This is a genomic window from Mesorhizobium sp. GW821-FHT04C10 (assembly GCF_059420305.1).
This window is the reverse complement of record NZ_JBWKTL010000001.1, coordinates 6,925,598-6,938,101: the sequence shown is the minus strand read 5'-3', so window position 1 is coordinate 6,938,101 and position 12,504 is coordinate 6,925,598. Positions and strand designations below refer to the sequence as shown.

The 12,504-nt window shown below is 63.9% G+C and carries 10 protein-coding genes; 6 read left to right on the top strand and 4 right to left on the bottom strand.

Annotated features, from left to right (window positions below; genetic code table 11):
- The first annotated feature begins 120 nt into the window (after positions 1–120).
- Complete coding sequence (locus tag AC07UC_RS33125) at positions 121–780, top strand: response regulator transcription factor (RefSeq protein WP_140775350.1); 660 nt, start codon at positions 121–123, stop codon at positions 778–780.
- Between the two features lie 59 nt (positions 781–839).
- Here the strand turns inward: AC07UC_RS33125 and AC07UC_RS33120 are convergent, their stop codons facing one another.
- The 3 genes from AC07UC_RS33120 to AC07UC_RS33110 all read right to left on the bottom strand — a co-directional run bounded on the left by AC07UC_RS33120 (position 840) and on the right by AC07UC_RS33110 (position 4,724).
- Complete coding sequence (locus AC07UC_RS33120) at positions 840–2,540, bottom strand: dihydroxyacetone kinase family protein (protein WP_494908820.1); 1,701 nt, start codon at positions 2,538–2,540, stop codon at positions 840–842.
- A 5-nt stretch (positions 2,541–2,545) separates the two neighbouring features.
- Positions 2,546–3,736 carry a pyridoxal phosphate-dependent aminotransferase gene (locus tag AC07UC_RS33115; RefSeq protein ID WP_494908819.1) on the bottom strand — a complete coding sequence of 397 codons (1,191 nt, stop codon included), beginning with the start codon at positions 3,734–3,736 and terminating at the stop codon, positions 2,546–2,548.
- Between the two features lie 88 nt (positions 3,737–3,824).
- Positions 3,825–4,724 (bottom strand): dihydrodipicolinate synthase family protein, encoded by a 900-nt coding sequence (locus AC07UC_RS33110; protein WP_140775348.1) that lies wholly within the window; start codon positions 4,722–4,724, stop codon positions 3,825–3,827.
- Positions 4,725–4,926: 202 nt separating this feature from the next.
- Here AC07UC_RS33110 and AC07UC_RS33105 point away from each other — a divergent pair, with 202 nt between their 5' ends.
- The 5 genes from AC07UC_RS33105 (at position 4,927) to AC07UC_RS33085 (ending at position 8,921) form a co-directional block, all read left to right on the top strand.
- Positions 4,927–5,838, top strand: coding sequence for a substrate-binding periplasmic protein (locus AC07UC_RS33105; RefSeq protein ID WP_494908818.1), 912 nt, complete (start codon positions 4,927–4,929; stop codon positions 5,836–5,838).
- Between the two features lie 158 nt (positions 5,839–5,996).
- Positions 5,997–6,728, top strand: coding sequence for an amino acid ABC transporter ATP-binding protein (locus AC07UC_RS33100; protein ID WP_494908817.1), 732 nt, complete (start codon positions 5,997–5,999; stop codon positions 6,726–6,728).
- An 8-nt stretch (positions 6,729–6,736) separates the two neighbouring features.
- Positions 6,737–7,408 carry an amino acid ABC transporter permease gene (locus tag AC07UC_RS33095; protein WP_494908816.1) on the top strand — a complete coding sequence of 224 codons (672 nt, stop codon included), beginning with the start codon at positions 6,737–6,739 and terminating at the stop codon, positions 7,406–7,408.
- Between the two features lie 2 nt (positions 7,409–7,410).
- Positions 7,411–8,073: an amino acid ABC transporter permease gene (locus AC07UC_RS33090; RefSeq protein WP_494908815.1), complete on the top strand. Its 663-nt coding sequence runs from the start codon at positions 7,411–7,413 to the stop codon at positions 8,071–8,073.
- Positions 8,070–8,921, top strand: coding sequence for an IclR family transcriptional regulator (locus tag AC07UC_RS33085; RefSeq protein ID WP_246683358.1), 852 nt, complete (start codon positions 8,070–8,072; stop codon positions 8,919–8,921). Before AC07UC_RS33090 ends, AC07UC_RS33085 begins: the two co-directional genes overlap by 4 nt.
- 39 nt (positions 8,922–8,960) lie before the next feature.
- Here the strand turns inward: AC07UC_RS33085 and AC07UC_RS33080 are convergent, their stop codons facing one another.
- The gene (locus AC07UC_RS33080; RefSeq protein ID WP_494908814.1) at positions 8,961–12,443 is read right to left on the bottom strand and encodes a PAS domain-containing hybrid sensor histidine kinase/response regulator; all 3,483 of its coding nucleotides are present in this window, start codon (positions 12,441–12,443) and stop codon (positions 8,961–8,963) included.
- Between the last annotated feature and the right edge of the window lie 61 nt (positions 12,444–12,504).

The following is a 12,504-nucleotide window of genomic DNA, read 5'->3' as shown; positions in this document are numbered from 1 at the left end:
CCAAACCAGTGAAAATGGGGCGTGCCGGCTTTGCCGCTTGAAAACAGCGCGCGGCCCCTCATAATCGTCCGACTGGTCCCGAAAAGCTAAAAATCATCGACGGGATTCGGGGAGGAACATTTGCCGTCAGGCTATTCTTTCGTCATCGCCGACGATCACCCGCTGTTTCGCGGCGCGCTGCGTGAGGCACTTGCCGGCATCGGCAATGTCGCCGCCATCCACGAGGCCGGTGATTTCGAAAGCGCCAAGGCGCTGGTCGTGGCCAATGAGGATGTCGATCTTGTGCTGCTCGACCTGTCGATGCCGGGCGCCAGCGGCCTTTCCGGCCTGATCTCGCTGCGCGGCATCCATCCGGCGGTGCCGCTGATCGTTGTCTCGGCGCATGACGATCCTGCGACCATCAGGCGTGCGCTCGATCTTGGCGCCTCCGGCTTCATCTCCAAATCGGCGAGCATGGAAGAGATCCGCAACGCCGTGCAGTCGGTGCTGGCCGGCGACATAGCGGCTCCGGTTGGCGTCGATCTCGGCGTCGAGCGCGATCCCGAAATATCGGACCTGATCAAGAGGTTGCAGGCGCTGACGCCGCAGCAGACCCGCGTGCTCGGCATGCTGGCCGAGGGCCTGCTCAACAAGCAGATCGCCTACGAACTCGGCGTCTCCGAGGCGACCATCAAGGCGCATGTCTCGGCCATCCTGCAGAAGCTCGGCGTCGACAGCCGCACCCAGGCGGTTATCCTGCTGTCAAAGATCGGCAGCGACCCGTTGCAGCCGGCGCACTGAGTGCCGGCGTCGCAACGGATTCAGGCGACGCGCTTCAGGTCATTGTTCAGCCTTGTCTGTCACCCTTGCTTGGCTATCGCCTGTGCGATCGCGCGCATCCAGATCGCAACGGCCGCAGCGCCCCCGTCCGGCGCGCCGACTGCCCGCTCACCGAGATAGCTTGCCCTGCCAAGACGCGGCGACATCGAGGCGGTGGCGTCGGCCCCGTCTGCCGCGGCGTCCGCCGCGCGCGTGCAGCGCTCGCTGGCCGGAAGGCCAACCGTTGATTTCAGTGAACGGACCGCGGGCTCCAGGGCGTCCAGCATGGTGCGGTCGCCAGGCTTCGCGCCGCCGGCCTCGGCTACGGCGGCAATTGCAAGTTCGAATGCGTCCACCCAGTGCTGCGCCGTCAGGTTTGGCTGCTGTGCCAGGTGACGTCCCGCGCGTGCCAGGGCAATGGCATAGAACGGCCCCGAACTGCCGGCGATCGCCCGACGCAAGGCGGTCGAGATTTCGATGATCGCCCCGGATGGGCTCGACCAGGCCGATTCCGGAAGGGCGCGAACGGCCTGGGCACCGCGCATCATGCTCGCGCCCAGATCGCCGTCGCCGGCCTTGCTGTCGAGATCAGTCAGGTGGTCCTCCGCCGACTCGAGCGCGTCCGCCACCGCCATGACAATTCCGCGCAGACTGGAATCCGCGGCGTTCAGATGCGCCTCGGCCGGATCGGCGAACGGTGCGATCGTGGCCGCGACGATGGACCGGTTGGCTGGAACATGCCCGCAACCCGGCCACGCGCTTGCTTCAACGGAGGCATCCAGGAAGCGGAGATCATCGGTATCGAGCTTCAGCACGGAGAGCGAGCAGCCCGGCATTTCAAGCGCGGTGAGCAAGTTGCCGCTCCAGGCGCGCTCGACCGTGATGCCGCGCCCGCGCAGGTCCGCCAAAGCGTGACGCGCCACGATGGCGAGTTCCAGCGGCGGCGTCGCGCCGAGCCCGTTGACGAGCAGTGCGACACGATCTCCCGCCTTGAGGCCGCATTCCTTGACGATCCTGGCGATCATCCGTTCGACCAGTTCGTCAGCGGGCTTGATTTCTCCGCGCTCGACGCCTTTCTCGCCATGGATGCCGAGACCCAGTTCGATCTCGCGCTCGCCCAGCGTGAAGCCTGGCCTGCCGGCCGTGGGAACGGTGCAGGCGCCGAGGGCGACGCCCATCGTGCCGACCCGGGCGGCCGCGGATCGCGCTTTTCCCGCCACCTCGGCCAGTGGAAGTCCTGCTTGCGCGGCGGCGCCGGCGATCTTGTGCACAAGCACCGTACCGGCAATGCCGCGCCGCCTCTCCGGCGCGACGACGCCCGCCAAGGCGACGTCGTCGGCTACCACCGCGATCTCGACAGGGATGCCTTCGGCGCGGGCGAGCTCGGCCGCGATGCCGAAATTCAGCCGGTCGCCGGTATAGTTCTTGATGATCAGCAGCGCGCCTGCCGGCCCCGCCGTCGCGCGGATCGCCGCAAGGACGGCATCGGAACTGGGCGAGGTGAAAACGTCTCCTGTCACCGCTGCGCTCAGCATGCCCAACCCGACATAGCCGGCATGGGCTGGCTCATGCCCGGCGCCGCCGCCCGAGATCACGGCCACGGGTCGTTCCGCCGCCGTCGGCAGGCCGATGCGCAAGGCGACATTCTCGGTGTCCAGCAGCGCCAGATGCGGTGTGAGGTCGGCGAGCCCCTCGAGCATTTCGCGAACGACGTTTCGAGGATCGTTGATCAGTTTCTTCATGGCGTTCAGTCGACCTTGCGAAGGAAATCAACGAGGCGGTTAGCCCCTTCCTGGATGAGCTTTGGATCGACCGCGAAGCAGACGCGCAGATAAGCCTCGCCGCCCCGGCCGAAGGCCGAGCCCGGCGCCACGCCGACACCCGCCTCGCGCAGGATGCGCCGGGCCATGTCGTAGCCGCTGTTCATGCCGTGGACGGAGAAGAAGAAATAGAAGGTTCCATCCGGCCAGAACACACGCACATTCGGCAGGCTGTCGAGCGCGGAGCAGATGATCTCCCTGCCCTTGGCCGACCGCGCCACCAGCTCCTTGATGAAGTGGTCGCCCTGGTCGAGCGCGGTGATCGCGGCGTGCTGGATGAATGTCGCGACGCTGGTCGTATTGTACTGGCTGAGATTGTCGAAGACCGTGCCCATGCCGCGCGGATAGATCAGCCAGCCAATCCGCCAGCCGGTCATGCACCAGTTCTTGGAGAAGGTGTTGGTGATGATCAGCCGGTCGGTGGGCGCGGCGAGTTCCAGGAAGGAAGGCGCGATCGTGCCGTCATAGGTGAAATGGGCGTAGACTTCGTCGGAGACGATCCAGATCCCGCGCGCGCGGGCGAAGTCGAGCACTGCCTTCATCTGCTCGAGCGGCATGATCCAGCCCGTCGGGTTGGACGGTGAGTTGATGGCGATGACGCGGGTGCGTGGGGTGACGGCGGCAAAAAGGTCGTCGAGGTCGAGACGAAAGCCTCCTCCCTCGGCGACGCGATAGTTCACCGGCACCACCTTGCCGCCCAGGATGCCTACGATCTCGACGAGGTTGGGCCACGCCGGAACCGGAACGATCACCTCGTCGCCGGGGCTGAGAACGGCCTGGAAGGCCTGCATGATCGCCTGCACCCCGCCCGCGGTGACGCTGAAGCGGTCCGCACCGATCTCCACCTTCCAATGGCGCTTGTGATAGCGGTCGAGCGCCTCGCGAAGGGCCGGCACGCCATGGGAATAGGTGTATCGCGTCTGGCCCGCGGCCAGGGAAGCCACGGCCGCCTCGCGAATGAAGTCCGGCGTGGGAAGGTCGCCTTCGCCGATCCAGAGCTTGATGACTTCCGGGTCCTCCCGGGCGAGATCGGCGATGTCACAGATCTGATTGAGTTCGATCCCGCTGATCCGCTCGGGACTGCCGGCCATGGGCCACTGTGACGTATGCCAATCCATACTTTCTCCTCCGGACGGGTTCGTCCGCTTCAATGCACGTGTGTGGACATGGCGGGACGCGTCGCGCGCCCCGCCATCGGCTGGCATTCTATGCGAGAAGCGCTTGCAGGGCTTCGTCGATACGGCCCTTCTGGCTGTCGCTGACGGGCGGCATCGGCGCGCGCGGCAGATGAAGCGCCAGGCCCTGCCGATGCTGGCAGTACTTCACACAGGCCGGAAGATTGTCGTGAGGCAGTGCGTCCCACAGATCGGCCAGGCGGTAGTGCAGGGCGAGGGCGGCCTTGTGGTCTCCGGACTGGACATGGTTCCAGAGCTTCACCGTGACGGCCGGAACCGCGGACGTCAGGGCACTGATCGCGCCGTGCACGCCAAGCGAGAATGCCGGATAGAGCAGCGCATCGGTGCCGGTGAGCACGACGTTTCCCGGCTTGAGGCGATGGAGCAGGTCCGAGACGAGCTTCAGGTCGCCGGCACTCTGCTTCATGCCGATGACGCCGGGAACCTCGTCCATGATCCGCAGCATCAGGTCCGAGCTGAGATAGTTCCAGGGGACAACATTGTAGATGATGATCGGGATGCCGGTCTCTTCCCAGATCGTGCGGAAATGCTGGACGGTGGCATCCTCGTTCGGCTTGAAGAGATAGTGCACGGGGGTGACCTGCATCGCGGCGATATTCAGCCCCTTGAGCATGCGGGCGCGTTCGATGGCGCTGCGTGTGCTGTTGATGATCAGTCCGGCAAGGAAGGGGACACGGCCGCCGATTGCGTCATGCACGGCCTTCATCGAGGCCGTGAAGTCGGCGTCGTTCAGCGTATGGCCTTCGCCTGTGCTGCCACCTGCGACCATGCCGTCGACGCCCTGCTCGATCATGAACTCGACCTGCTCGCCGATCGCTCCCGGGACGAGATTGCCGTTGGCGTCGAAAGGCATCGTGATGGGCGGGATGATGCCCGTGAGCTTTTGGCCGGAAGCGGATTGTGTGGGCATGTCATTCTCCAGGAGCTGGGCTGCTTGATTTTGTATTCCGAGATGCGGAATACATTGTGTTACAAGTCATTTAAAGCCCATATTTTATGTTTTGGTCAAGGGCTGGGCTTGTGTATTTCAAAAAAATGTGGATGCATCGCGTTGCAACCCTTGCATATGTTCCGGTATGCGGGATTAATAGCTGAATCAATGGGAGTGATTGATGAATTTCAACAAACTGGTTCCGTTGACGCTCGGACTGCTGTTGGGCGCGGGCGTGACGGCGTGGGCTGCGGACGAGAGTCCGACGCTCGCCAAGATCCAAGGCGACAAGAAGATCGTCATCATGAACGACCTGTCGGCCGCGCCATGGCAGTTCCGCGATGCCAACGGCAACGCCGCCGGGTTCTCGATCGACCTCGATCGCATGATCGCGGCCAAGCTCGATGTCGACCTGGAGCTGAGGAACGTCGAATGGGCGGGCCTGATACCCGGGCTGCTGACACGCAAGTCCGATATTCTGGCCACCAGCATGACCGTTACTCCAAAACGCGCGGAGCAGATCCTGTTCACGAAGGAGAACTGGTACTCCACCGGCGTGGTAACGATCGTGCGGCCGGACGACGCGGCTCTCTCCTGGGAGGATCTGAACCAGCCGGGCAAGACGATCGCCGTCAAGGCTGGCACCAGCGCTGTCGACATCGCCAAGCAGTTTTTCGCCAATGCCGAGGTTCAGAGCTATCCGAACGATACCGACACCTATCAGGCCCTGAAAACCAGTCGCGTCGATGCCGCGCTGAACGACCTGGCGGTGCTCGGCGTCGTGCAGCGCGAATATGGTTTCGTGTCGCTGAAGAAGCCTCGTGAACTGATCAGCTCGGACGACTGGGCCTTCGCCGTGCGCAAGGATGATGTGGGCGCCCAAGCCTATCTCGATACGTTGCTTGCCGAGATCAAGGCAAACGGCAAGCTCGAGGCTTTACGCGCCTATTGGGTCGACGGCGAGGCCTGGAAGAAGGACTTCCTGGAGAAGAACGGCGGCGTGTCCGAGGAACGCAAGAAGCTGGTCGAGCAGCTCGGCATTTCGGCCTATGTGCCGGAAAGCGGCAAGGGCATGCGAATGACCCTGGAATAGCATTGCGGTGCCGCATTCCTCGGGACATCGAAGGGATGCGGCAGCGGCACTTCTCTGACCTGGCGCATGAGCCTTTCCGAGCCGTCCTTTCCGGCCCATGCACCATCAATGCGGTACGCATGCCAGCGCCAGGCATCTCCTCCACTTCCGGTGACTGAATGACATTCTTCGAGGCCAGAGACGTCAATTTCCACTTCGGCGGTTTTCACGCGCTGCGCGACGTTTCGTTCGAGTTCGGCAAGGGCGACGTGCTGGTCGTGTGCGGCCCTTCCGGTTCGGGAAAGAGCACCTTGATCCGTGCCATCAACCGTCTTGCCGGCCCGCTCACCAGCGGTTCGATGTCGATCGAGGGGCGCGATCTGGCGGGCCTGCCCGGCAGGGAACTCTATCGGCGCATTGGAATGGTCTTCCAACGCTTCAACCTTTTCCAGCACCTCACCGTGCTCGAGAATATCGCGCTGCCGCAGAGGCGGGTGCTCGGCAAAGGCCGGCGCGAGGCCGCGGACCGCGCCAGGGCACTGCTCGATCGCGTCGGCCTGGCCGACAAGGCCGGCACCTATCCCGTCAGGCTGTCGGGCGGCCAGCAGCAGCGTGTCGCCATCTGCCGGGCCTTGGCGATGGACCCCGAACTGCTGTTGTTCGACGAGCCGACGTCCGCTCTCGATCCCGAAATGGTGGGAGAGGTGCTGCAGGTCATGCGCAACCTGGCCGCCGGCGGCATGACCATGATCGTGGTGACCCATGAGATGGGTTTCGCACGCGAGCTTGGCACCGAGATCCTCTTCATGGAGGCAGGCCAGGTGGTCGAGCGCGCGCCGCCCGCCGATTTCTTTGCCTGTCCGCAGGAGGCGCGCACGCGCGCCTTCCTCGACCAGATACTCCATCATTGAGGCCAGCGATGTTCGCCACAGCCTATGACCTGTTCTGGCAATATCGCGACGTTTATCTGCGAGGGCTGGGCAATGCCCTGATGGCGGCGGCTTGCGGCCTGGTGCTGTCCCTCATTGTCGGCGTCGTCGCCGGCGTCGTCCGCTTCTCCTCCGCGGGTGTCGCCGGGCGCATCGTGGCCATCTATGTTTCCGTCGTGCGCAACACGCCGATGCTGGTGCAGGTCTATTTCATCTATTTCGGCTTGCCGGCGCTCGGCGTCACGCTCTCGGCCTTTGCGACGGGTGTTGTCGCACTCACCTTCAACTCGGGCGCCTACATCGCCGAGATCACGCGTGGCGGCCTTGCCGCCATCCCGCAAGGACAGACCGAGGCGGCGATGGCGCTTGGCCTCAATCGCCGCATCCTTTTGGCGCGCGTCCTGGTTCCGCAGGCGGCGCCGACTGTCCTGCCGGCAATCACCGGCCAGTTCGTGCAGCTGATCAAGGACACCTCGCTGCTCTACACCATCGCGGTCCTGGAGATCACCAAGGCCGCCGACGATGTCGGCAACGAGACCTACCAGTTCCTGGAGGCCTATCTGGTGAGCTGTGTGATCTACGTCGTGGTCTGCGCCATACTCAACCTGCTTGTCGACCAATACGAGCGCCGTGCCGGCTTCTCCAGGCACCGGAGGGTCTGAGCATGACGCTCTTCTCGCTGGTCTACGACGCCGCCACGCTCATTCTTTCAGGGATGCCGATCGTCATCTTGCTGATGGTCTCGGCCTTCTTTCCCGCGCTCGCCCTTGGCATACTTGGCGGCCTGATGAGCAGTTCGAAATCCAGGATGCTGCGCATCATAGCGGGATTGTATGTCTACATTTTCCGCAGCGTTCCCTTCCTGATGTTCATCTTCCTGGTCTATTACGGCCTGCCCTACTACGACATCGACATCGGTCCGGTCACGACCGCCATCATAGCGCTCGCCCTGAGCCACGGCGCCTATATGACCGAGATCATCCGGGGCGGGCTGCTTGGCTTTGACAAAGGGCAGAACGAGGCCGCGATCGCGCTTGGCTTTACCCTGACGCAACGGCTCAGGGACATCGTGCTGCCGCAGACGCTGATGGCGATCATTCCATCGCTTCTTGGTCAATCGATCCTGATGGTGAAGGATACCTCGCTGGTCTCGGTGGTGGGAATCAGCGAGCTCACCCGCCTCGGGCGGGAAGTCGTCATCAGGACCAATGAGCCCTTCGTTGTTTTCACGATCGTCGCGGCTGCCTATTTTGTCCTATGTTTCGGTCTGGAAATGGTGGCGGGGCGTCTCGAAGCCCGTGTGCGCAAGATAACCTCGAGGCAATGAGCGATATGGAAGGGAAGACCATGAGTCAGGCCGGAACCGTCACGCCGCCTCGCGCCGCGTCCGCCGACGGGGTCGACGAAGCGGCGCGGGAGAGCCGCGACTCCGGGGCAAAGTCACTGCGCAAGATGTCCGTCGTGCTGGACTGCTTCACGCGGCTGCATCCCACATTGACCGTGGGCGAGATATCGGAGGCCACGGGCTTGCCCCGCACGACCGTCCACCGCATCGTCGCTTCGCTGAGGGAAGTCGGGATGCTCGACCAGGATGGGCGCCGCCAGAGCTACCGGCTTGGTTTGAAGATGTTTCACTACGGAAGCAGCGTGCTGGCGAGCCTCGATACCCCCCGGCGGGCGCATCCTCACATCGCCAAGCTGCAGCTCTTCACCGGCGAGATCATTCATTTCCACATGTTCGACGGCAGCCAGATGGTCTGCGTCGAGCGCGAGGAGATGGGCAGTTCGCGGCTCACCACATTGACCACCATCGAGGGCGCTCCGACCTATTGCACGAGCGTCGGCAAGGCATTCCTGGCATTTCAGGATGAGACGCTGGTGCGTCGGATCGCGCAGGAGGAAGGCCTCAGGCGATACACCCCCAGGACGATCACCGATCTCGGCAAGCTCCTCGAAGAGTTGGCGCTCATTCGTTCCCGCGGCTTCGCGATCGACGATGAGGAGAACCAGGTCGGTCTTCGTTGCATTGGGGCGCCGATCAGGGACGCTGCTGGCAGGGTTTTTGCCTCGGTCAGCGTATCGGGGCCCGCCGAGCGGATGCCCGACATCCGGCTCGAGGGTCTTGCTCCGCTGGTAATCCAGACCGCGAACGATATCTCGAAGGCCCTGGCATAGTGCTTACCAGGCGATGCGTACGAGTGATAGGACCTGATCTTACTCGGCCGACGCCATCGGCCTGACCCTGGCCATCATCGAGCGCAGCACCGCCGGTTTCAGCGGCTTGTTGATCATCGGAACGTCGAGTTCGCCAGCCGCTGCGCGCACCTCGTTGGAACGGTCGGCGGTGACCAGCACGCACGCAAGATCCTGGCCGCAGGTCGCGCGCAAGGTCCTGATCGCGTCGAGCCCGGTGACGCCGTCGAGATGATAGTCGGCAAGCACGATGTCGGGCCTGCGCGCGCCAGGCCGCAGGAGCTCTCCCGATCCGGAGGCGGTGTCGACGGTGCACCCCCAGCCTTCGAGCAGAAGACGCATGCCGTCGAGGATGCGCGCGTCATTGTCGATGCAAAGTACTGTCAGACCGGTAAGCGAGGAAGCGGCGCGTGCCGGTGCTTTCTCGATCTCGCGTCGCGGCGCCGCCACAGCCGCCACCGGCAGTATGACCGAGAAGCGCGTGCCCTTGCCCGGATTGGAGAAGAGGCGGATTTCGAGCCTGAGTACCCTGGCTATGCGGTCGACGATGGAGAGGCCGAGACCGAGGCCCTCGGCCTCCCGCGCACCTTCGTCCAGCCGGGTGAACTCATGGAAGACGGTGTTCAGCCTGTCGCCTGCGATGCCGATGCCGGTGTCGATCACCTGGATCTCCGCCAGTTCGCCGCGTCGCCGCACGCCGACCAGGATGCGGCCCTGGCGCGTATATTTGATGGCATTGGAGACAAGGTTCTGGATCAGGCGGCGCAATAGATTGCGGTCGGTTACCACCGTCAGCGAAGATGGCATGATCGTCAGGCCGAGCTTCTTCTCCGCGGCCATCGGTCGGAAATCATTGCCGATCTGGCGCAGCAATCCGTCGAGGTTGAAGGCGGTATCGTCCGGCTTCATCGCGCCGGCATCGAGGCGGGAGATGTCGAGCACGGCGCCAAGGATCGTCTCAACCGATTCCAGCGAGGATTCGATGTTGACCGCGGCCTTGCCGGCCGGACCCTTGCCGGCTTTCTCGATCAGCGAGGAGCAATAGAGCCGGGCAGCGTTCAACGGCTGCAGGATGTCATGGCCGGCGGCGGCGAGGAAGCGCGTCTTGCCCAGATTGGCCTCCTCGGCCAGCATCTGCGCCTGCGCCAGTTCCTCGTTGACCCGGGTGAGTTCGATGGTTCGGGTCTTGACGCGTTGTTCCAGCGATTCATTGGCGCGCTTCAGCGCCAGATCCTGCTCGACGCGGCCGGAAATGTCGGCATAGGTGGCGACGATGCCGCCGTCCGGCATCGGGTTGGAGCGCAGTTCGAGAATGCGGCCGCTGGTCTTCAGCTCCATCTGCCAGGGGCTGACGAAACTGGTCAGACGGTTGAGCATCGTCACGCGCTGGTCGGCGGGGATGTCACCGCGCTCGGCGAGATGGCGCAAGATCTGGTCGAGCGAGACGCCGACCTGGCCCATCTCGTCGGGCAGGTCGAACAGCGCCCGGTACTGGCGGTTCCAGCAGATCAGCCGAAAGTCCTTGTCGAAGACGGTGATGCCTTGCTCCATCTGGTCGAGCGCGATCTGCAGCAGGTCGCGGTTGTGCTGCAGTGCCTCGGTGGCGTCGTCGAGCAGGCGGAAGGCATCCCGGGATTCGCGGTCATGGCGCCTGAACAGCAGCGACAGGATCAGCCGCGCCGAGGAGGAACCGACGGCGCTGGCCAAAAGCTGCTCGGAGAAGCGGATGACGTCCATGCTCGCCTGCTCCTTGCCGTGCAGCGAGGTGCCGTTGGTCCTCTCGAACGACTGAAAAGAGCGCTCGGTGCGCTCGACACCGAGATAGCGGCCGATCGTGTCCTTGAGGTCATTGACGGTGATGGCGGTGCGGAAGCGGCGTAGACTCGGCATCGGGCCGGCATCGCGCGGCACGAAGATCGATGCCTGGATGCGCTCCAGCGGCACCGACGCGCGCGACAGCGAGCCGAGCACGAAGAACACCGCGTTGATCGACAGGCTCCACAGCACGCCGTGGTTCAGGGGTTCGGCAACCGTGCCGAACAGGGCTTGCGGGCGCAGTGCCTCGAAGCCGAACAGCCCATGCACGACGATGTCGGTGTCGGGCGCGACAAGCGAGGGCAGGAGCAGCGTGTAGCTCCAGACAAGGATGCCGGCGACCATGCCGAGCGCGGCACCCCTGCCGTTGGCGCCGCGCCAGATCAGCCCGCCGATCAGCGCCGGCGCGAATTGCGCGATGGCCGCGAACGACATCAGGCCGATCGATGACAGCCGCGCGCTGTTGGTGCTCTCGCGATAGTAGAGGAAGGCGATGAACAGAAGGATGAAGATCGCTCCGCGCCGCACGTTGAGGATAAGCGTCGACCAGTCCTCGGTCTCCAAGGTCGAGGTCTTGAGCAGGCGGCGCACGAACAGCGGAATGACGAGGTCGTTGGAGATCATGATCGACAGCGCCACGCTTTCGACGATCACCATGGCTGTTGCCGCGGACAACCCACCGATGAAGGCCGCCATGGCCAGCAGGTCGTGACCGCTGAAGAGCGGCAGCGACAGCACGTAGAGATCGCTGCTGGTGCCGGTGCCGACCAGCGACAGGCCGGCAAACGCGATCGGCAGCACGAACAGGTTGATCGCCACGAGGTAGAGCGGAAACACCCAGGTCGCGGTGCGCAGCTCGGCCTCGCCGCGGTTCTCGACGATGGTGACGTAGAACTGCCGCGGCAGCATGATGATGGCACAGCCGCTGAGGCCCGTCAGCACCAGCCAGGTGGCAAGCGAGGTGTTGTAGCCCATCGCCTGCCGCACCTGCCCATTTTGCGCCAGCTTGGCGAACATGTCTCCCGGGCCGCCGAAGATCAGGAAGGTGACCATCAGGCCGATCGCCAGGAAGGCGGCGAGCTTGACCACGGTTTCGACCGCCACCGCCAGCACCAGCCCGTCCTGATGTTCGGTGGCATCGGCGTGGCGGGTGCCGAACAGCACGGCAAACAACGCCAGAAGCATCGCCACGACCAGCGAGATGTCGCTGACGAACGGATCGAAGGAGGGCGGCGATCCCGTATAGTGCTCGACCATCAGGCTGACTGAGCCGGAAATCGCCTTCAATTGCAGCGCGATGTAGGGCACCGCCCCGATCGTGGCGATCAGCGTGGCGATCGCCGCGACGGTGAAGCTCTTGCCGTAGCGCGCGCCGAGGAAGTCCGCGATCGAGGTGATCTTCTCGGTCTTGGCCAGCCGTACGATGCGGTTGAGCAGGGGAAAGCCGAACACGAACACCAGCACCGGGCCGGTGTAGATGCCGAGGAATTCGAGGCCGCGTTCGGACGAGAGGCCGACGGAGCCGAAAAAGGTCCACGAGGTGCAGTAGATCGCCAGGCTGAGCGCGTAGATGAATGGCCTTGCCCGGCCCGGCCCTGAACTGGCCGAGCGGCGATCGCCCAGGCTGGCGATGGCGAACAGCAGCGTCACATAGGCGATCGCGATGATGACGATGAACAGACCCTGCACGCCTGGAATTTCCTCCTTTGCCGTTTTTTATCCGGCTTGCTCGAACGCAATCACAGCTTGA

Bases quoted from the DNA above. Each gene is read 5' to 3' on its own strand.
- AC07UC_RS33090 (WP_494908815.1), top strand. From the start codon at position 7,411: ATGACGCTCTTCTCGCTGGTCTACGACGCCGCCACGCTCATTCTTTCA.
- AC07UC_RS33120 (WP_494908820.1), bottom strand. From the start codon at position 2,540: ATGAAGAAACTGATCAACGATCCTCGAAACGTCGTTCGCGAAATGCTC.
- AC07UC_RS33095 (WP_494908816.1), top strand. From the start codon at position 6,737: ATGTTCGCCACAGCCTATGACCTGTTCTGGCAATATCGCGACGTTTAT.
- AC07UC_RS33110 (WP_140775348.1), bottom strand. From the start codon at position 4,724: ATGCCCACACAATCCGCTTCCGGCCAAAAGCTCACGGGCATCATCCCG.
- AC07UC_RS33105 (WP_494908818.1), top strand. From the start codon at position 4,927: ATGAATTTCAACAAACTGGTTCCGTTGACGCTCGGACTGCTGTTGGGC.
- AC07UC_RS33115 (WP_494908819.1), bottom strand. From the start codon at position 3,736: ATGGATTGGCATACGTCACAGTGGCCCATGGCCGGCAGTCCCGAGCGG.
- AC07UC_RS33100 (WP_494908817.1), top strand. From the start codon at position 5,997: ATGACATTCTTCGAGGCCAGAGACGTCAATTTCCACTTCGGCGGTTTT.
- AC07UC_RS33085 (WP_246683358.1), top strand. From the start codon at position 8,070: ATGAGCGATATGGAAGGGAAGACCATGAGTCAGGCCGGAACCGTCACG.